Consider the following 20,324-nt stretch of genomic DNA (forward strand, 5'->3'; position numbering starts at 1 on the left):
CTTTCCAGATCCCGCACCGGGTCGAAGGACGGGTCCGCGTATTCAATGCGGGCCATGTCCCGTGCTTACTTTTTCTCGGCCAGGATCTGCTTCACCAGCTTGTCGGTTTCGTCCACTGAGCCCTGATAGCTGTTCATGTTGGCGGGCGAGGTCAGGTAGCGGCCGCCGATGGCAAAGGTCGGTGTGCCGTTGATGTGGTAGGCCTTGGCCAGTTCATCGGCCCGCTTGACCTTGGTCTGGACGCCAAAGGAGTTGAATGCGTCGGTGAATGCTTTGCGATCCAGCCCCTGCGACACAGCCCAGTCGGTGATCTGCTTTGCTTCGAAGAGCTGCTTGTGCTCTTCGTGGATGGCCTTGAAGACGGCCGAATGCAGATCCAGCCGGTTCATCGCCTCCAGCGTGTAGTAGAGCTTCTGGAGATCCTGCATGCTGGCGTTGAAGGCGACCGGCACATACTTGAACACCATGTCCTTGGGTGCCGTCTTGAGCCATTTTTCGAGCAACGGCTCGACCGCATTGCAGTGGGGGCAGGTGTAGGCGTAGAACTCCAGGACTTCCACTTTCCCCGGGTAGTCGGTTGGCTGGACCGGATCCACCTTGTCGAATTCAGCGGCGTGTACCGGGGTCATGGCCAGTGCGGCCAGACCCAGGACCAAGCCGGAAGCGATGCGGGAAAACAGAGTGTTCATGGTGTGACTCCTGAAGTGCAGATCAGGGGCGAACGACAGCGGATTGAATCTTGTCGTCACCCAATTTGGTTCGTGCCCGGTTCATGTCGTCGATCCCCTTGAAGGGACCGACCCGCACGCGATTGATGGGAGCGCCGTTGGCCTCGCCGGCTTCAACATGCACGGGCAGCCCCAGCAGGACGACGCGTGCCAGCATGGCCTGTGCCTCGTCCTTGGAGCGGAAAGCCCCGGTTTGTAGATAATAGGTGGTTTGCGTGCCCGTTGCCGGCCGGGTGGATGCTGGTGGTGGAGGAGGGGGCGGAACGGGCAGGTTGGTGGATGGACGTGCAATCGGCGCGGTCAGGGGAGGCGTCACGCTGGACGGCTTGGCGGAGGCGACGATGGCGGGCTTGCTGTCAGCCGATGATTTGGAGGCGGATTTCTTGTCGATGCCTGCGATGATCTGCCCAATGGCGTCCGATAGCGGGTTTTCGGGGGACGCATTCGGATCAGGCGCGGGGGCCGGCGGGTTGGTGCTGCTACCGCCTAGCGCCTGAGACCGGGTTCCGGCAGGACCGTCCTTGCCGTACAGCGAAATGTTGGGGTCGGGCGCATTGGCGACGTCCGGCAACAAGGTGCTGGGTGTGCTGCGGCTGGCCTTGTCCTTGAAGGGCATGGGCGCCTGGGTGACGAACAGGGCCACGGCGACGGCGGCCGCCACACCGAGCACCATGCCCAGCACCAGGCCGAACCAGGCGCCACGGGACCCCGAAGCTTTCTTGCGGGCCATGGGCTACATCCGCTCCGGGGCGCTGACCCCAAGCAACCCCAGGCCGTTGGAGATCACGCGCGCCGTGGACTGGGCCAGGCGCAGGCGCGCTGCGGTCAGCGCCGGGTCATCGCCCCAGATGCGCTCGCTGTTGTACCACGAGTGAAAGTCTGCGGCGCAGTCGCGCAGCCAGAAAGCGAGCTGGTGGGGTGCGAGTTCCAGGGCGGCCTGGGTCAGCACGCCGGGGTATTCGGCTAGCCGCTGCATCAGCGCGATTTCGGTAGGGGCCGTCAGCGGAGTGGGGTCCGCGGTGGCGATGGGCGCCGGGGTTTCGTGCTGGTTCAGCAGTGAATGGATGCGCGCGTGGGCGTATTGGATGTAATAGACCGGATTTTCCTCGCTGTGCGATAAGGCCAGGTCGATGTCGAAGACGAATTCCGAGTCGGCGCGCCGCTGGGCCAGGAAAAAGCGCACGGCATCGCGCCCGACCCAGTCGATCAGATCGCGCAAGGTGACGTAGCTGCCAGCCCGCTTGGAGATCTTGACCTCTGTGCCGTCACGCATGACGCGGACCATCTTGTGCAGCACGTAGGCAGGGTAATCGGCGGGGATACCAAGATCGAGGCCCTGCAGGCCGGCGCGCACCCGGGCGATGGTGCCATGGTGGTCGGTTCCCTGGATGTTGATGGCCGTACGAAAGCCCCGCTCCCACTTGGCGACGTGATAGGCCACGTCCGGGACGAAATAGGTGTAGCCGCCCTCGGACTTGCGCATGACGCGGTCCTTGTCGTCGCCCGTGCCCAGTTCAGTCGTGCGCAGCCACAGCGCACCATCCCGTTCGTAGGTGTGGCCGGCTGCGATCAGGGCCTGGACGGTGCGCTCCACCCGGCCGCTGGTGTAGAGCGAGCTTTCCAGATAGTAGTTGTCGAAGTGCAAGTCGAAGGCCTGCAGATCCAGATCCTGTTCGTGGCGCAGGTAGGCGACGGCGAAGCGCCGGATGGCTTCCAGATCGTCCAGGTCGCCGGTCGCCTGGATGGGGGCACCGTCGCTGGCCTGGACGGTTGCCCGAGTACGGTAATCGTTGGCGATGTCCTGGATGTAGTCACCCTTGTAGCCGTCCGCCGGGAATCGTGGATCGTCGGGTGCGATGCCGTGTGCGCGTGCCTGTACGCTCACCGCCAGGTTGTGGATCTGGTTGCCGGCGTCGTTGTAGTAGAACTCGCGCGTGACCTGAGCGCCTTGGGTGGTGAACAGCCGGCAGATCGAGTCGCCCAGCGCCGCCTGGCGGGCATGGCCCACGTGCAACGGCCCCGTGGGATTGGCCGATACGAATTCCACCAGGACCTTGCGGTCACTGGCCGGTCGCCAGCCGTAGCGTTCCCCTTGGGCGCGAATGGCCTCCAGAACGGCTTGGTGGGCGGATGCGGAGAGGCGAAAGTTGATGAAGCCAGGTCCGGCCACTTCGGCCTGGGCAACCAGCCGTCCGGCATCCGGCAACGCCATCAGCGCGTCCACGATGGCCTGGGCCAGTTCGCGCGGGTTACGGTGTGCGGTGCGCGCCGCCTGCAGGGCCACGTTGCAGGCGACGTCACCGTGAGCGGCGACCTTGGGGCGCTCCAGCGTGATGTCCGCCTGCAAGTCCGGGACCAGGGAATGAACAGCAGAATGCAGGAGGGATATGAGCTGGGCGTGTTGCTCGGGTAGCATGAATTCGGTAATCAGAGGGTGGTGGCGCGTGTGCAGCCCGGCGGCGGGGTCCGGGGCCGGCCCGCAAATACAGATACCCCGAAATCATAGCCTGATTCAGGGGTGTTGCGCTCAGCCGCCGTCAGGAACCCGCCATGCCCTGCAGGCCGAGTTCGCTTCGCAGCCAGGCACCGTAGCCTTGCATGTCCACGGTTCCCACGACATTGCCCGGCGCTGCCTGCCAGAGTTCCACGCGCTGGATGAACTGCTCGAAAGCTCGTCGCTGGTCGGCGCCCAGGTAGGGATCGTGGCGCTGCAGTCCCAGGGAGCGGGTACTGGCATCCTGTAGTGCGCGGTCGCTGTTTTCCAGGATTCGGTCCATGGGCAATCGCTCATCGTGCAGCAGCGGCTGGGTGACGCGTTGATCCGCAGCCGGCAGCGCCCCCATGGGAACCAGTGCTGCCAGGGCCTGCCAGCGCATCCAGTTCAGCGCGACGTCGGACAGATCGCCCGAGGGGATGGGCTGCTGATGTGGATCCAACGCCATGCCCCCGCCGATATCGGAGTGAGCGCCGATGAAGGGCGCCTCGACCGCGTTGCCCGGCGAGCCTCTGGTGGCTGAGACCAGCGGGAACAGCGCGCGGAGTTCATGCAGTGCCACGGCGTGCGCGACCCACTGCCAGGCGCCGGTGATCGTCAGGTCGTACCCCGCATTGGCGGCGCCCAGCAGGCCGAACTGGGCAACGGTGTCGAACAGCCCCAGAAACCGCAGGTCCACGCACAGGCCGATCGAACCGCGCAACGGATCGTCGTACGAGAACCAGCCATTGCGAGTCTGGTGTGCGATGCGGTTGGCGAAGTCGCGCGCCAGCGCGGCGCCTCTGGAGAAACCCAGGATGTCGATGGGAATGGGGTGGGTCGCGCTTTGGGCGCCCTGCAGCGCGACCAGCAGGGACTGCCATTGGTTGCGCAGGATCTGGCCACTGCTGGCGGCGGTGATCGCGTCCCAGTCCAGGCGGGCACCGTTGCCGGGACCCGCATGGTAGAGGCTGGGTCCGTCCTGGTAGATTTGCGCAAGCTTCCAGACGTTGCTCTGGTTGGCGCGCCCCTGGCGTGTGCCGTCGAAGGCCAGCAGGATCAGTCCGAGGGGGTCGATGTGGCGCATGGGCTGCTGGGCCGCATAACCCAGGGCTTGCTGGCCCGGGACAGGCCCCAGCGGGTCCGGTTCCAGATACTGGCCGTGCGTGGGCAGGTAGGTCCGGAAGACGTTGTCGTGCCAGCCTGTCGTCGGGTCCTCGTCCTGGCCTGGCGCACGCAGCGGCAGATTCAGATCACCCTGGGTCCGGGCCCGGCCCAGTGCATCATAGGTCGCCGACCACCGGATGGCGCGGGTATGGTCGGTGACCAGCACGGGGGCTCCCAGAGCGTCGGCATGGATGTAGTACAGGCGCGTGTGTCCGTCGGGGCCGGATTGCAGCAGGGCGACAGGGACCTCGTCGGCATACAGGTAGCGCTGGGTGATGCCGAAGGTTTGTGTGGGGGAACCTGCGGAGGGTTGGTGCGCCGCCGTGCCGGCGGCCGCTGGCACGGGACGCTGCCAGATGGCGACCAGGCGGTTGTCCAGGTAGTAGCGTTCGGTTTCCCGGGTACCCTCGCGGCGGCGGATGGTGTGCCCTTGCGCGTTGCGGACATAGTGGATGGCTTCGCCTTGTGCCGGTTGAACTTCGACCAACAGACGTTGTGCCTGGTAGTGCAATCGGAATGGGCCCACCGTGCGCGGCAGCCCGGAGTCGTCGCGCCGGATCTCGGCAATCGTTTGGTTGAGGCGGGCGCGTAGTGCACCGGTGCGGTCCCAGGCCAGCCAGTCGGCGGCTACGCGCGGCGCTTGCTGTGCGGACGGCGGAACTTGTGCCGTGATTTCGTTCACTCCCACCATCCTGTCGTCTGCGTCGTAAGCGTAGTGGTGGCTGACGTCCTGCGGTCGGCTCGGAACTTCCGTGGCCAGTGATTGCAGCAGGGCGACAATTCGCCCGTGTTCGTCGGACGAGCGCCGTTCGCCCCAGATGAGACGTGGCCCATCCGACAGAATCAGCGTGTGGGCCTTCCCTCCGGGGGAGCCCCAGGATTGCAGATGCAAGCCGTTACCGTAGCGGTAGCCCGCCTGGCCTGGCAATTGGTGGATGACGGGGTGATGCGTGCCGTCGCGGGCTTGCCAGGTCAGCGCCGCGAGTCGCGACCCGGTGCCCCACGCGTAGAGCAGAGCTCCGCCTTCTGGCAGGTCGTGGCGGACCAGTCGTCCCGACGAATCGTACGAAAACGCTTCCTGGTACGTCATGGCACCTACCGGATGCGGCCGTCGCACGATGCGCCGTGCCAGGCGCCCGTGATCATATTGGCGGGATTCTTCCTCTGAGGGGTGTGAAAGCCGGGTCAGGTGTGCGCCGTGCCACTGCAGGCTGATGGCGACAGACTGTTGGCCGACACTGGCGTAAGACAGTCGCGAGGGGTGCCCGGCTGCGTCGCGCGTGATGTCCAGCGTGTCGCCGTTCGCATGCCGCAGGCCTGACAGGCCGTCGCGTGCATCGAAGCGTGCCGTGGTCCGGCCCGTCAGCGTGCTGCTCCAGGCTGTTCGCCGGCCGCGAGAATCGAACGCCAGAACCAGACCGGGCCAGCCGCCGTCCGGCTCCAGCAGGCGGTTGATCCGCCCATCCGGGTAGCGCTGGATCTGCAGGGATTCGATGGCGGTCAGACGGCCACTGTGGTCTCGTTCGACCGGGAGTCGCGGGGTGGCAGAATCCCCGGTGGGTGAGTCCAGGTTGATCTGGCCGATGGGCGACGCCTGAGCGCGCGTCAGCGCTGCTTCGATGTGTCCGCTTCGGGTTCCGTGCGTGATGTCGGTTTGTGCGGCGGGACTGCGAACGCGTGTGATGCGCGTGTCGGGCGTGGGCCCCGGCAGGGCGTATTCGAATTCCAACATGGGTCCGGGGTCGGTGTCTCCCCCCTGAGTGGCGCGGATCACGCGGCCGTTGCTGTCGTACCACCAGGCCCTGGCCCGCCAGGCCCTCCCAGCGGCATCGGCCAGTGTGACACCGGTAATCGCGTCTGGATGTCCGGCCTGCCGTTCGGCCTCGTAGTGATAGTGCCGGCTCATGCCGTCCGGACGTGTCACACGCACTATTCGTGGGGGCGGTGAGTGCCTGGCGTCGCCCGGGGTGGTGGGCTCGTAGGTGTAATGGAAGGTGCCGGCCGGCGTCTGCAGCGATGTCAGGACAGTGGTGGTGCCTACCAGGCCGTAGTTCAGCGTCAGAGTTCCGCGTCGTCCGTAGATGTGGTGAATCGATCCGGTCAGGGGGCCTGTGGCGTGGCGCTGGATCCGTACCGTGGGTCCTTTTGGTGGGCGGATCGCCAGCAAGAGCCCGCGGCTGTCGAAGTCCATCCGGTGACCGCTATCCTGAACCCAAGCGAGGGCGGCCGCGTCGTGAGCTGCGGGCAGTCCAGCTGGCTCGGAAAGTATCCGGATTCGGCCGTGGCTGGGCCTGGCAGCCGTTCCCTGGGCGTCAAACCACAGCGTCTGGCCGTCTGCCAGGAGCAGGCGCCACCCGGCACCTTGGGTCGTGAGGCGGATGTCGTACTCGTGTGTCCAGCGGGCCGGGGCAGGACCGTCGTTTGCCGGTACCGTACGGTAGAACCGGATGAAGGAGGGGTAATTGCCGTCCAGGGGCGCCGGCAGGTCGATCTCCCGCAGATGCTTGGCCCCGGTGATCAAGTGCACGGGGTTGCTCAGGCCCAGGTCCAGATCGGGCTCGCCGGCGGACGATGTGGGCGATGCCGCCGCACAGGGAAGGGGACTGGCGGGTGCGCGGCAGACACCGGGAGCGGGCTGCGCGGCCGCTGCGCCCAGGGTCGTGAGCAGGCCAGCCGCAAGCCAGCTGTTGATCCGGCAAAAGCCGCGTGGAATGGCGGTCTTGGACATGTGCCTGGCTCTGGTCAAAGCGGGTAGTTTCCTGCTTGGCAGGGCCAGAAAGTTGGGTTAGTGTATGAATGTGTCCAATGGAGGAAACCCCACCATGCTCATTCTGTTCCAGTCGAAATCAGCTGCGGAAGTCCTCATGTTTGCGCAGCATGCCAAACCGCTTCTTCAGGCAGCCGGCAAGAAATTCGATACTCCGGATCTGCCCAATCGTGGGGTCATCACCCGGACACAGCTCGATGCGGCCATCGCCGGAATAGAGGCCCTGGTGGCTTCCGACCTGATCCCGGACCCCGATGTGTCCAACGACCACGACGATTCCACTCAGCACCCGATCGCCCAGCATGTCGGTTTGCGGCGACGCGCCTGGCCGCTGTTGACGATGCTGCGGCTGGCGCGTGCGAAGGACGAGGATGTGACCTGGGAGCCTGCTCCCGTTTGGTAACCGTTCGCATCGATCGAAAAAGCGCCGGGAACCATTTTGGTTTCCGGCGCTTGTCGTAACCGCTGAACGGGTTGAGATCAGGCGGCGATTGCCTTGGGCGTCAGCACGATGCCTGCCGCAGCCTGGCGGTTGACGGCGCTCAGGATCGCCAGGAACGAGGACGTGACGATGTCTTCGTGGATGCCGACGCCGAAACCGCTGGCTGCGTCACCGATGCGCATCTCGATGTACGAGGCCGCACGGGTGTCGGTGCCGGTGCCGATGGCGTGTTCCTGGTAGTCCATGATCCGTGTCTCGAAGCCGAGCGCATCGACGAAGGCCGAGATGGCTCCATCACCATGGCCGACCAGATGCCGTGGTTCGCCGTCGATCTCGACGTTGATTTCAATCGAGAACTGCTTCTGGCCGGTGGTCTTCGGGCTGCCTGTGATGCGGTGGCTGATGAGCTTCCAGGGGGTTTCGCGTTCCAGGTATTCCCGTGAGAAGACTTCGAACACGTCTTTGGATGTGACCTCCCGGCCGGTCTCGTCCGTGACCTGTTGGATGGCCCGGCTGAATTCGATCTGCAGGCGGCGCGGCAGCACCAGGCCTTGTTCGTGCTCCAGCAGGTACGAGACGCCGCCCTTGCCGGACTGGCTGTTGACGCGGATGACCGCGTCGTAGTTTCGGCCCAGATCGGCCGGATCGATGGGCAGGTAAGGAACTTCCCAGACGGCATCCGGTTTCTGCTGGGCGAAGCCCTTTTTGATGGCGTCCTGGTGCGAGCCCGAGAACGCGGTGAACACCAGGTCGCCGGCATACGGGTGGCGCGGGTGCACGGGGATCTGGTTGCAGTCTTCCACGCAGCGGCGGACTTCTTCCAGGTCGGAAAAATCCAGCCCCGGGTGAACGCCCTGTGTGTACATGTTCAGTGCGAGCGTCACCAGGTCCACGTTGCCCGTGCGTTCGCCGTTGCCGAACAGGCAGCCTTCGACGCGGTCGCCACCTGCCATCAGGGCCAGTTCAGCCGTGGCGACGGCTGTGCCGCGGTCGTTGTGCAAATGCAGGCTGAGCACGATCTTGTCGCGCTGGGCCAGATGAGTGTGCATCCATTCGATCTGGTCGGCGTACAGGTTGGGAGTTGTGGATTCGATGGTGGCCGGCAGGTTCAGAATGATCTTGTCCTCTACCGTCGGCTGCCAGGTATCGACCACGACGTTGCAGACCTCCAGCGCGAAGTCCAGTTCGGTCGTGCTGAAGACCTCGGGCGAATATTCATAGCGCCAGCGCGTTTCCGGATGCCGGGCCACGGCGGCCTTGACCATCTTGGTGCCCGCGACGGCGATGTCGCGGATCTCTTCGCGGCTCATGCCAAAGACGATCTTGCGGAAGGCTGGTGCGCAGGCGTTGTACATGTGGATGATGGCCTGGTGCGCACCGGCACACGCCTGGACCGTGCGCTCGATCAGATCTTCGCGGGCCTGGGTGAGCACGATGATGGCAACGTCGTCTGGAATGCGCTTTTCGTCAATCAGCTTGCGCAGGAAGTCGTAGTCGGTCTGTGATGCGGACGGAAAACCGACTTCGATTTCCTTGAAACCGATTTTGACGAGCTGGTCGAAGAAGCGCAGCTTGCGCTCCACGCTCATGGGCTCGATCAGTGCCTGATTGCCGTCACGCAGGTCGGTGCTCATCCAGACGGGGGGATGGGTGATCCGGCGGCTGGGCCAGGTGCGTTCGGAGAAATCGCGGGCGAAAGGCGCGAAGGGGACGTATTTGTCGGCGGGATTCTTGATCATGGCAATACCTGTCGGGAGGCGGGGTCCGGATCACGGACCCGAAAACGGAAGATGGAATTCGTGGCGAGAACGGGTCGTCGAGCTGCCACGCGGCACTAGGCTCGGCAACCGGTCGCTAGCAGCAGTAGGCCCGACAGGACCAGAGAAAGAGACGCGCCGGTGTGGACGCGCGAGCGCACACGCCCGTCTGCAGGAGCCTGCAGGCAAGAAGGCGAGAAGGTGCGCGAAATATTCATGTCCGTAAGTCAACCATATTTCTATGTTGTTGGCAAGGACTTTTGTGCACGCGCGCTTTCCAGCGCCGCTCGCTGGGCGGCGGCCAGTTGCAGACGCCCGGCACGGCCGGCGCGCAGTTCGCGCCCGGCAAGCTGCAGGTCGCCGACCCTCAGTGGTTCGTCGCGTTGCTGCCACGCCCAGAGAAGTACGTCCAGCGCTGGCGCGGACAGCCGGTCGGTCAGTTGCTCCACCGAGTGCGGGTCCACGGCCTTCAGGCGTGCGCGGCCCGTCAGCCCGCGCACGGTGAGCGTCAGCAGGTACGCAATCAGGATCGTGCATAAAATGATCACTGCCCACCAGAAGTACGGGTTGTAACGCTGCAACAACGCCGAAGCGTCGGCGCCCATGAAATGGTTGTCGGCGTAATCGATTCCCTTGCCAAAGGCCAGCAGGCGGTTGAGCAGGTCGTACCAGCCCAGTGCCACGACCACGACCAGCAGCGTGCACAGGATCTTCGTGGTGGCCGTCAGTTTCAACAGGATTCTGGCCAACAGCAGGTGATCCTGGGTGGTGGGCGTGAGGGTCTGTTCGGGGTTCATGAGCCTTAGTGTAGTGGAGTATGCAAACGCAACCGTCTTTGGGACTGTCGCAACGTCAGCAGTTGACGCTGACACCGCAAATTCGCCAGGCACTGCACTTGCTGCAGTGCTCGTCGCAGGAGCTTGCGCTCGAAATTGATCACGCACTGGCCGTCAATCCGCTGCTGGAGTCGCCCGAGGACACTGGCGATTCAGCCGGATCTGAATCGCCGGAGTCGACAGATGCACCGCCGTTATCGTGGGTACGGCCCGGCGCGCGCACCGTGACGGATGATATCCCGGAAGCCGCGGCGGCACCGAGTCTGCCCGACCATTTGTTGCAACAGTTACACACCACGCGCGCCAGTGAGCGCGATCGCCTGCTGGTCGGTCTTTTGATCGGCGAGCTGGACGAGCGGGGCTATCTGTCGTTCGATCCGGAGGCGCTATCGGCGCAGCTGCCGCGCGGACTTCAGGTTTCCGCGACGGAGTGGCGGGTAGCGTTGCGGCTGCTGCAGTCGTTCGATCCGGTGGGGATCGCCGCCTGCGATTTGCCTGAGTGCCTGCGGCTGCAACTGGAAGCGCGGGCCGGCGACTGGCCGAAACCGGTCCTGGACCTGGCCCGGAAGCTCACTGGGCATCTGGAAGATCTGGCTGCGGGCCGCTGGGGACGTCTGTGTGAGCAGCTTGGCTGCGATCGCGAGGAACTGGAAGCTGCGCGGGCGGCCCTGCGCAGGCTGGAGCCCAGACCGTTGCGAGCCTGGGCTACCGATACCACCCATTACGTCGTGCCGGATGTGTTGCTCGAGGCGGTGCGGGGACAGTGGCGGGTCGTGCTGAACCCGGCCGCCGAGCGGCCGCTGCGTCTGAGTCCCGATCTGACGGCGAACCTGGCGGATGCGGGCGCTGCTCGGGGATTGCAGGCGCAGCTGGTCGAGGCGCGCAATCTGATGCACAGTCTCAACCAACGCCGCCAGACCATTCTGCGCGTAGCTCAGTCCATCGTGCTGCATCAGCAGGGTTTTCTGGAACAGGGCGTCAGGGCGCTGCTGCCGTTGACTCAGCAGGAGGTCGCGCAGGAGCTGGGCCTGCATGAATCCACTGTCTCGCGCGCGACGCGCCTGAAGTATCTGCAGACGCGCTGGGGGGTGTTCGAACTGCGGCGGTTCTTTGGTGCGGGCGTACCCACGGAGTCGGGCGAGGCCGCCGCTGCGCGCGCGGTCCAGGCGTTGATGCAGGATCTGCTGGCGGCTGAACCGGCGGACAAGCCGCTGTCGGACATGCGACTGGCGCAGTTGCTGGCCCAGCGTGGCGTGACGGTTGCGCGCCGCACGGTCGCCAAGTATCGCGAGGTCATGGGTGTGTTGCCCGCGAACCTGCGCAGGCGCTGATGGCTGTCGTTGCTTTGTCGATCTCTTGTGGTTGTTACGAAGAGTCGCGGGTCCGTGTTCTCAGAAAGAGGATTTCTTGGCGGGGCAGTCCGCGACCTTCCCCCAGGCGTTGTGCGGCTCGCAATATTTGTTGCGCGCCGCCCATGCGCACGACGGGCGGGAGAAGAAGCCCAGATTCTCGCAAGCCTTCAGTTCCGTCTGGAAGGCCCGTTGCCAGTTTCCGTTGTTCTGGGTGGCGGGCGAGGACGGCGGGGGTGGTGGAGGCGTGGTCACGTCGATGGGTTGAATGGCCTGGTTGCCCAGGTTTCCAACGTTGGCGATGCCCTGTAGGCCACCGCTGCCGGCGTCCATTTGCTGCTGGGCCAGCGAAATAGCCTCATCCATGGAAATCGTGGTGGTTGCCAATGCGATCGGCCGGTTTTCGCTCAGCAGCGATGCGGTCTGTAATTGCCAGTCGGTGGGCGGCGGCTGTTGCGGTACCCCCTGGCGGCCATCCGGAAGCGGCTGCGGCGCGCTGGCCACGAAAGGTTTGCCGTTGGCATCCAGCACCGGCGTCTTGCCGGCCAGTTCGGGGTGCGTGAGCTGTGTGGGCTGTGTCGTCTTGCTCTGTGCCGGGCCGTGGGCGATCAGCCAGTCGCCGAGTTGCAGCCCACCCCAGGCAGAGGCTCCCGCGGACAGCACCAGGAAGACGAAGATCAGTCGCCAGGACATGGACAGGTTTTCCCTTCGATCATTGCGAGTCAGCGCCCCATTATAGAAGATGCTGTTCAGGCACCTGTGTCGAACATCTGGCCAGCGTGTTCGCGCATGGTGTGGAACTGGACGTCGGGGTAGCGTTCCTCGGCGACTCTGAGCTGGGCTGCGGAGGTTGCCAGGAAGGCGGTTGCGTCCACCACATCGTGGGCGATGTTGGCCGCGTTCGCATCCATGAATTTCCTCAGTGCCTTGGGATCGCTGGACGTGATCCAGCGGGCGAGATTGTAGCGGCTGGGCATGAGCCGGGCGTCCACGCCGTATTCCGTTTTCAGGCGGTGGGCCACCACCTCGAACTGCAGTTGCCCCACCGCGCCCAGCAGCAGGGCACCCCCCGCTGCCTCGGGCCGGAAGACCTGGATGGCGCCTTCTTCACCTAGCTGGGCCAGGCCGGTGCGCAATTGTTTGGTCCGCAGCGGATCCTTCACCTCGACGGCCTGGAAGAGTTCAGGAGCAAAGAATGGCAGGCCGGTGAAGGTCAGGGCCTCGCCCTCGGTGAGCACGTCGCCCAGTTGCAGGAGACCGTGGTTGGGAATGCCGATGATGTCCCCCGCGTAGGCTTCCTCGACGATCTCACGGCGCTGCGACAGAAATGATACGACGTTGTTGGGGCGGATTTCCTTGCCGTTGCGCGCGATCCGCAGACGCATGCCGCGCTGGAAGTGGCCCGAGCTCACCCGGACGAAAGCCACACGGTCGCGGTGTGCCGGATCCATGTTGGCCTGCACCTTGAAGACGATTCCGGTCAGCTTGGGTTCGTCGGGCATGACGGTGCGTTCCAGCGCCTGCCTGGGTCCTGGTGGCGGGGCCAGGTCCACGAGCGCGTCCAGCACCTCGCGCACACCGAAGTTGTTGATGGCCGAACCGAAGAACACGGGGGTCTGGCGGCCCGCCAGAAATGCCTCGCGGCTGAACTCGGGCGTGGCGCCCCGGATGAGCTCGATCTCGTCGTGCGCCTTGGCGTATTCGTCACCGAACCGTCTGGCCAGCTCGGGGTTTTCCAGCCCGTCCACCGCTTCGTCGTCATCGTGATGGCGCTCCAGGCCAGCCCTGAAGACCCGCATGCGGTCGTGCGGGATGTCGAATACGCCGCCGAAATGGCGCCCCATGCCTACCGGCCAGGAGAAGGGGATGGCATCCATGCCCAGATGTGCCTCGACCTCTGAGAGCAAATCCAGTGGCTCGCGCACTTCGCGGTCCAGTTTGTTGATGAAGGTGATGATGGGGGTGTTGCGCGCACGGCAGACTTGCAGCAGGCGGATGGTCTGGGGCTCCACGCCGTTGCCGGCATCGATCACCATCAGGGCAGCGTCCACGGCGGTGAGCACCCGATAGGTGTCTTCGGAGAAATCCTGGTGGCCCGGCGTGTCCAGCAGATTGATCACGCAGTCCCGATAATCCATCTGCATGACCGACGAGGCCACCGAGATCCCGCGCTGCTTTTCGATTTCCATCCAGTCCGAAGCCGCGTGACGGCTCGCCTTGCGGGCTTTCACGCTGCCCGCGATCTGGATCGCACCCGAAAACAGCAACAGCTTTTCCGTGAGCGTGGTTTTCCCCGCGTCGGGGTGGGAGATGATGGCGAAGGTGCGTCGGCGGGAGACTTCTGAAGTAAGGCTCATGGATAGTGGAGACGAAGGCTCAACCCTTGTGGCTGAACGATGCCAGGAGGGTGCCGGCCAGGATGAACAGCGTGCCGAACCCCCGGTTCATCCAGCGGATGCGGCCAGGCTTGCGCAGCAGCAGCAACATGCGTGAGGCGAGCGAAGTATAGCAACTCATGGCGACCAGGTCGGTAAATGAGAGTGTTGCACCGATGAGCACATATTGCAGGGCCAGCGGTCGGCCCAGATCCAGGAATTGCGGCACCACCGCCAGCAGAAACATGGTGCCCTTGGGATTGGTGACGTTCACCAGATAGCCGTGCAGGAACTGGTCGCGAACCGGGTGTTTGTTCAGGGCCTGGCGGGCTTCGACGGCAACCGGCATGGCATCCGTCCGGAACTGCTTCACGCCCAGGTAGACCAGGTAGGCGGCGCCGATCCACTTGACGATGGTGAAGGCTGTAGCCGACGTCGCCATCACGGCGCCGACACCCAATGCCACGATGAAGAGCTGGAAGATGATGCCGGCCTGCAGGCCGGCAATGGTCCAGAGGCCCTGGCGGTACCCGTATTTCAGCCCCGAAGCCATGGAGCAGATGGCCCCCGGCCCGGGTGAGAACGAAATCGCCCAGGCTGCGGCGAAAAACGCCAACCAGGTCGAGAGGGCCATCGCCAGAGCTCCGTAGAATCAGTCAGCCTTGTGCAGCAGGGCGGCCGGCTGGTCGTTGTATGAGCGAGCCTCGCGCCGAGGAGCTGGCGCGGCATTCGCGGACCGGTTCGGACGGCCGTTGGCCGGCCGCGCAGTCCCGCGGCGCGGTTCCTGGGTGCCGCGCCGGTCTCCGGCAGGTGTCGGGTGGCGTGCGCTGCGGCCTGACGGCGCGTTGTCGCGGCGCCCCTCGCGGCCAGCGGATCCACCGTCCCGGCGGCCGGCGGCGCGCGGTGCCCCGCGTGGATCGTCTTGTAGTCGGGCCAGTGCGCGCTTCTCGCGCGCATCCGGCACAGAGTCGGCGGTGACCATGGCGCGCGGGTTCCAGCCTTCGATTTCCGTGCGTTCGATCGGCTGCTTGATGACCCTTTCAATCGCCTTGAGCAGCTTGATCTCCGAGGCGTCCACCAGTGAGAGCGCCGATCCCGTGCTGCCGGCGCGGCCGGTGCGGCCGATACGGTGCACATAGTCTTCCGGCACACTTGGGAGTTCGAAGTTCACGACTTGCGGGAGTTGTTCGATGTCCAACCCGCGTGCCGCGATGTCCGTGGCGACCAGGACGGCGATCTTGCCGTCCTTGAAGCCTGCCAGCGCCTTGGTCCGCGCAGCCTGGCTCTTGTTGCCGTGGATGGCGGCGGCCGCCAGGCCGTCCTTCACGAGTTTTTCCGCCAGCCGATTGGCGCCGTGCTTGGTGCGCGTGAACACCAGAACCTGGTTCCAGCCGCTGTTGCGGATGATGTGGCTGAGCAGGTCCCGCTTGTGCGACTGCTCGGTCATCACGACGCGCTGGCTCACCAGCTCGGATGCCGTATTGCGCCGAGCGACGGATACTTCTTCGGGATGGTTGAGCATGTGCTGTGCGAGATCCCGGATCTCGTCGGCGAAGGTTGCCGAAAACAGCAGCGTCTGGCGCTCTTTAGGCAGCAGCCGCAGCACGCGCTTGATGTCATGGATGAAGCCCATGTCCAGCATCCGGTCGGCTTCGTCCAGCACCAGGATCTCGATCCCGGATAGATCGAGCGTCTTCTGTCCGACGTGATCCAGCAGACGCCCGGGCGTGGCCACGAGGATGTCCGGTGAGCGCTTCAGGGCCGCGATCTGAGGGTTGATGTTCACGCCGCCGAACATCACCATGGAATGGACTTTGGTGTACTTGCTGTAGAGCCGTACCGATTCTTCCACCTGGGCCGTGAGTTCGCGGGTGGGCGTGAGCACCAGCACACGAGGGCGTCCCGGCCGGCGTTCGGTAGTGGGGTGCTGCAGCAGATAATGCAGGATGGGTAGTGTGAATCCGGCCGTCTTGCCGGTGCCGGTCTGTGCGGCTGCCAACAGGTCGCCGCCGTTCATCACGCGCGGGATGGCCTGCGCCTGAATTGGGGTAGGGTGGGTGTAGCCCGCGTCGGTAACGGCGCGCAGCAGGGGCTCTGCCAGGCCTAGCGAGGCAAAGGTGATATCTGTATCCACGAATATGACTCCAGCGACCGCCTATCGCTCGAGTCGAGGGATACCAATCGAGGCCGACGAATGAAGAATGTCTGAGGGGAAGAGGCCAGGGCGGCAGAGTGGAGAGCCAGACCCGGGATCACGCGCAGCGACTGGTAGGCGGCGCGAAAGACGCTGATTATAGCGTATGGCGCGTCACTGACTGACGGGTGTGGACGTTGAACCACAGACTGGGAGCGGTGTGCCCTGGTCTTTAAAATGCTCGCATTTCAGGCCGCGATGAGGCGAAAGGGGGGACGCATGCGTTGGCGTGGCGTGCTGGAGCAAGTGACGCAGCTCGGGAGCACGGAGAACCGTATCACGGTGGCCCGAGAACGCTATCGAGGCGTGGCCCAGGCCGGGTGGTCCCGCGCGTTTGTTCATTCGGGATGGCTGGCGATGGTTGTGTGTACCCTTGGTCTGTGGGGTTCGCCCGCATGGGCGGCGGTGTCGCCGGCCGGTGCTGGCGAGCCGCCCGTCCCGGTGTGGACGGCTCCGGTGATGGATCAGACCGGTACGCTGGGAACCGCGCAGATTCAGGCTTTGACCGACCAGGTCAGGGAGTTGGCCCGGACCAAGGGTTCGCAGCTCTTCGTGCTCATGGTCCCCAGCACGGGCAGCGATACGATCGAGCAGTACGCGCGCCGGGTGTTCGACCAGTGGCGGATCGGGCGCAAGGGTGTGGATGATGGCGTGTTGCTGTTGGTGGCGAAGCAGGACAGGCATGTGCGCATCGAGGTCGGTTACGGCCTGGAAGGCGCTGTGACCGACGCGCTGTCCGGGCGCATCATCCGCGAGCAGATGGCCCCGCAGTTTGCGGCCGGCGATTTTTCGGGCGGTGTCGCCGCCGGTGTGCGGTCTCTGATCACCTTGATGTCGGGAGAACCGCTTCCACCGCCTCAGGTGGCTTCGTCCGGTGGGAATGAGGATGCGCCGCTCTTCATGTTGGCGCCGATTGCCCTGATTTCCCTGGTGGTGCCCGCGCCGATGGCGGCGTTCATGCTGGGGGCATTCGTGTGGGTGGCGACCGAAAGCCTGGGTTGGGCGGCGGCCGCCGCAGCGGCGGGTTTTTTCCTGGCCTGGCTGGGCCATGCCATGGGTTGGGCCCGCCGCTTCCAGCGCAAGGGCCGGTCCCGCGATGGCTACTGGGGCGGTGGTGGGGGTGATTCGGGTGGCGGGTCAGGCGGCGGGGGTGGTGGTCCTGGCGGTGGGTCAGGCGGCGGGGGCGGTTCAGGCGGCGGCGGTGGCGCGTCGGGAAGCTGGTAGTTGCCCGGTCCTTGCCGTCGCGGAGTGGTTACAGCGCCGTGAACAGGGACTGGGCCATTTGTCCGACCAGCAGGTCGCGCCGCGAATCCGGTGCGGGCGCTTCGCCGATCGACGACCATTCGGGGTGGCTGCGAGCCTCGTTCAAAATCTGCTGCACGTCGGTCGGCAGGCGATGCAGGACTTGGGCCGGTTTCGGGGCTGATTCGTCGGTGGGGTCGCCTTGGTCCGCGGGTGTGTCGCCCTGGTCCGCTGCGGCGGGCGCTTCAGCGGGCTGCGGCGGCGAGGCTACGGGTGTCAGATCACCTTCGATGGGGCGCATGGCCGCGTGGCCGCGCAGTTCCAGTGCGCGGACCAAGGCAATCTGACGTAGCCCGAGCAAGTTCAAGACTGGGTCGTCCACCGTCATTTCCGTGAAGCCCGCCAGGCGGCTCATCAGCCGTTTCCCCCACTGGTTGGCGCCTTGCCAGGTGCCGCCAATGGCTGCGCCGATCAGCGCGGCGGCGCCCAGGCTGAGGCCGCCGGTCAGCACATCGATTGTGGCGCCTGCCATTGCGCCTGTTGCCAGGCCTTTGCCAATCTGGATACCGAAGGCTCGCAGGGCCTGGGGACTGAACAGGTCCATTCCCCAGCGTTCCCCTTCCAGGGGCAGCGGGTGGTGCGGGAAGGCGGCTTTGCTGAACCGGTACCGTTTGAGCAGCGAGTGCACGCAGTCCTGTTCCCGGTCGCGGGTGCGTTTGCGCAGGCTCAGAGTGATGGTGGCGATGTCGGTGGGGTCCTGTGAACAGGGCAGGCGCAGCGCGGCGGCATCCATCAGTAGGTCCGCAATGAGCCGAGTCGCGTCTTGCAGCCGTTTCAACCGTTGCTGGTCCAGATCAGTGCGTAGCGCCTGCAGGGTGGTTGCGTGCTGGTCCAGCATGAGCGCGAGGCGGTCCAGCATCTGGACTTCTCCATCCAGGGCCGGAGCCACCGTGTCGAAGTCCACCGTAGCGTGCAGGCCAAGCCGCGCCAGCGCCTCGCGCCATGCGCCGGCGTCGGCCTGGGGGCTGCGGGTGAAGTTCAGTACGGGCAGTACGGGCCGCCCGCAGGCGGACAGCAGCAGGAGCTCATCCTTGTGTTTGGGGAGCACGGGGTCGCGGGTGTCGATCACATAAAGCGCAGCGTCCGTCGCGAGTACGGTCGACAGCACCCGACACTCCTGTTCGAATCGGCCCGCCGATTCGGGGCTATCCAGCAGCCGCTGGATACGGTCGGGGCCGTCCAGCCGCTCGTCCGCCGGCACCAGTTGCTCGATGTAGTCCAGAGCGCCCATCGCGTCCTCGAGACCCGGCGTGTCGCGCAGCGTCAGGATGGGACGCCTGTCCTGAGTCAGGAGCTGGGCGCTCTCGACGTGGCGGGTGGTGCCGGGGCTGTCGGCGACCTCGCCGAAGTGCTCGTCCCGCAGCAACGTGCGCATGAGCGAGGTCTTGCCAGTGTTGGTATGCCCCACGACGGCCAGATCGATGGAAGCGAGAGTGTCAGCCATGGTGAGCAAGTCCGAGATGAGCCGTCCACTGCGGTAGATCCGCCGCCAGCGGGATTGCCAGTGACGTCAGCAGTTCCTGCCAGGCCGGGAGCCGGCTGGGGACGCCGTCCAGACACAGGACTTGCAGGTCCGGACAGGTTTGCCGCAGTTCTTCCAGCCAGGAACGGGTGCCGCGGTCCGGCGTCAGCCGAGCATCGCAGACGAGCAGCAGGTGCGCAGGCGGCTGAGCGATCAGGCGGCGGATGCGGTTCCGATCTTCGCGGCTGTCGCAGCGCCCGAGATCCGCGATCATGGCAGGCAGTCCGTTGGGCGGCCAGATCACCCCGGCGCCCAACTCGTAGCCCAGGATCGCGGCTTGGTCCCGTGTCGGCACAGCGGCTGTTTGGGGTTCGTGGTCCGGGACGGTGTCGGGAGCCGGGCGGTCTATCCCCAGATTCCGGTGGGTGGGTAGAAGGCGTTCACGCAGCTCCAGCCAGCCTGGAAGATCCGTATCGATCAGGGGTTGGTTCAGGCGGTACCTCAGGTGCAACGCACAGATCAGCAGAGCGGCCAGGCGTGGAATCAGCCCCCACGCCAGCACACAGCCGATCAGCCACCAGGACCAGTCGGCCTGGACGGTGGCGGCCAGGGGGCCCTGACTGACGCTGGCGGCAATGTCGAACGACCCGGGTGGCCCGAATCCCAGCGCCCGTGGCCATCCACTGATGAAGTGAGTCAGCGCGATGAAAGTATCCGGAGACAGCAGCGTGGTTTCCCAGTGGAAGGTGTAGCGCCGCGTGCTCAGCAACACGATCAGTGTGGGCAGCATGCCCAGAAAGGCCAGTGTCCAGGCCCCGTGGCTGATGACGCCCAGGGCGCTGTGCCAGGCGCGCGCCCTGGCCAGCAGCGAGACGAAAGCCTGCGCGGCCAGAGCCCCGTCGGGGCCGTGAGCCAGCTTGTGTGTCAGCCATAGCCAGATCCGCGACAGCAGTGTCCCGGGCTGGATCCCGGGGATGTAGCTGGCGAGCCAGATCAGGAACGTCAGGCTGTGCAGTCCCAGGACCGCCAGCAGGGCCAGCGAGAGATTGATCTCGCCCTGTGGCTGCCCCAGGGCTGTAGCGGCCGCCCCCATGCCGGCCAGCCCGGCGGCCAGCCAAAGCACCGCCAGTGCCAGGCGGGCACTGGTCGCCCACTGGTTCAGGCGCGTTTGCAGGTTGCTGTGCCGAGCCAGCCACTCTGAACGGGCCAGAATCCGGGCGGTCAGATCCGCTTCCTGGCGCAAGGCCGTCTGGCAGGCGATACGGTCTTCCAGTGGACCCCAGTGTGCTTCGCGCAGCCGCACGGCCTCGGCCTGCCAACACCGGAACAGCGGGCTGGAGCCGGAAGAAGCAGCAGGCTTGGCGGGGTTCCTCATGGCGTTCTGCGGCAGCGGATCAGCGGCCATGATACTGCCCCGGACCCACTGGCGTGCGCAGTCAGGGGGGCCGGCAGGGCCGCCGCGGGCTCATGTT

At 65.3% G+C, this 20,324-nt stretch carries 15 protein-coding genes; 3 read left to right on the forward strand and 12 right to left on the reverse strand.

Annotation, left to right across the window (positions count from 1 at the left end):
* Positions 1-65: 65 nt before the first annotated feature.
* The 4 genes from EPN31_RS11420 to EPN31_RS11435 form a co-directional block, all read right to left on the reverse strand.
* A complete protein-coding gene (locus EPN31_RS11420) occupies positions 66-689 on the reverse strand; it encodes a thiol:disulfide interchange protein DsbA/DsbL (protein ID WP_291773240.1) in 624 nt (207 codons plus the stop codon).
* Between the two features lie 22 nt (positions 690-711).
* On the reverse strand, positions 712-1,458 hold the full coding sequence (locus tag EPN31_RS11425; RefSeq protein WP_291773243.1) for an SPOR domain-containing protein: 747 nt from the start codon (positions 1,456-1,458) through the stop codon (positions 712-714).
* A gap of 3 nt (positions 1,459-1,461) precedes the next feature.
* Complete coding sequence (gene argS / locus EPN31_RS11430) at positions 1,462-3,144, reverse strand: arginine--tRNA ligase (protein ID WP_291773245.1); 1,683 nt, start codon at positions 3,142-3,144, stop codon at positions 1,462-1,464.
* A 121-nt stretch (positions 3,145-3,265) separates the two neighbouring features.
* Entirely contained in the window at positions 3,266-7,096 is a 3,831-nt protein-coding gene (locus tag EPN31_RS11435; protein WP_291773247.1) for a DUF2235 domain-containing protein, read from the reverse strand.
* 94 nt (positions 7,097-7,190) lie between these two features.
* Here EPN31_RS11435 and EPN31_RS11440 point away from each other — a divergent pair, with 94 nt between their 5' ends.
* Positions 7,191-7,538, forward strand: a complete 348-nt coding sequence (locus EPN31_RS11440; protein WP_291773249.1) for a DUF1840 domain-containing protein — start codon at positions 7,191-7,193, stop codon at positions 7,536-7,538.
* Positions 7,539-7,615: 77 nt separating this feature from the next.
* Here EPN31_RS11440 and leuA read toward each other — a convergent pair whose 3' ends face one another.
* Together leuA and EPN31_RS11450 are read right to left on the reverse strand one after the other, a co-directional pair.
* Positions 7,616-9,316 carry a 2-isopropylmalate synthase gene (gene leuA, locus EPN31_RS11445; RefSeq protein WP_291773250.1) on the reverse strand — a complete coding sequence of 567 codons (1,701 nt, stop codon included), beginning with the start codon at positions 9,314-9,316 and terminating at the stop codon, positions 7,616-7,618.
* Positions 9,317-9,573: 257 nt separating this feature from the next.
* The gene (locus tag EPN31_RS11450; RefSeq protein ID WP_291773251.1) at positions 9,574-10,131 is read right to left on the reverse strand and encodes a hypothetical protein; all 558 of its coding nucleotides are present in this window, start codon (positions 10,129-10,131) and stop codon (positions 9,574-9,576) included.
* A 20-nt stretch (positions 10,132-10,151) separates the two neighbouring features.
* On the opposite strand from EPN31_RS11450, the gene rpoN reads away from it, so the two are divergent.
* Positions 10,152-11,501: an RNA polymerase factor sigma-54 gene (gene rpoN / locus EPN31_RS11455; protein ID WP_291773252.1), complete on the forward strand. Its 1,350-nt coding sequence runs from the start codon at positions 10,152-10,154 to the stop codon at positions 11,499-11,501.
* A gap of 60 nt (positions 11,502-11,561) precedes the next feature.
* Here the strand turns inward: rpoN and EPN31_RS11460 are convergent, their stop codons facing one another.
* Genes EPN31_RS11460 through EPN31_RS11475 form a run of 4 tightly spaced genes read right to left on the reverse strand, consistent with a single transcriptional unit; the run spans position 11,562 to position 16,028 of the window.
* A complete protein-coding gene (locus EPN31_RS11460) occupies positions 11,562-12,212 on the reverse strand; it encodes a hypothetical protein (RefSeq protein WP_291773253.1) in 651 nt (216 codons plus the stop codon).
* Positions 12,213-12,268: 56 nt separating this feature from the next.
* Positions 12,269-13,876, reverse strand: coding sequence for a peptide chain release factor 3 (locus tag EPN31_RS11465; protein ID WP_291773254.1), 1,608 nt, complete (start codon positions 13,874-13,876; stop codon positions 12,269-12,271).
* Positions 13,877-13,895: 19 nt separating this feature from the next.
* Positions 13,896-14,528, reverse strand: coding sequence for a LysE family transporter (locus EPN31_RS11470; protein WP_291773255.1), 633 nt, complete (start codon positions 14,526-14,528; stop codon positions 13,896-13,898).
* Positions 14,529-14,546: 18 nt separating this feature from the next.
* Positions 14,547-16,028: a DEAD/DEAH box helicase gene (locus EPN31_RS11475; RefSeq protein WP_291773257.1), complete on the reverse strand. Its 1,482-nt coding sequence runs from the start codon at positions 16,026-16,028 to the stop codon at positions 14,547-14,549.
* 279 nt (positions 16,029-16,307) lie between these two features.
* Between EPN31_RS11475 and EPN31_RS11480 the strand changes: the two genes are divergently transcribed.
* Positions 16,308-17,312 (forward strand): TPM domain-containing protein, encoded by a 1,005-nt coding sequence (locus EPN31_RS11480; protein ID WP_291773258.1) that lies wholly within the window; start codon positions 16,308-16,310, stop codon positions 17,310-17,312.
* Positions 17,313-17,340: 28 nt separating this feature from the next.
* On the opposite strand, the gene EPN31_RS11485 is transcribed toward EPN31_RS11480, so the two are convergent.
* Both EPN31_RS11485 and EPN31_RS11490 read right to left on the reverse strand, forming a co-directional pair.
* Positions 17,341-18,834 (reverse strand): DUF3482 domain-containing protein, encoded by a 1,494-nt coding sequence (locus EPN31_RS11485; protein ID WP_291773259.1) that lies wholly within the window; start codon positions 18,832-18,834, stop codon positions 17,341-17,343.
* Positions 18,827-20,257 carry a DUF2868 domain-containing protein gene (locus tag EPN31_RS11490; RefSeq protein WP_291773260.1) on the reverse strand — a complete coding sequence of 477 codons (1,431 nt, stop codon included), beginning with the start codon at positions 20,255-20,257 and terminating at the stop codon, positions 18,827-18,829. The genes EPN31_RS11485 and EPN31_RS11490 overlap by 8 nt, the downstream gene beginning before the upstream one ends.
* Positions 20,258-20,324: the final 67 nt, after the last annotated feature.

Source organism: Castellaniella sp. (assembly GCF_004321985.1).
GTDB lineage: Bacteria > Pseudomonadota > Gammaproteobacteria > Burkholderiales > Burkholderiaceae_B > Castellaniella.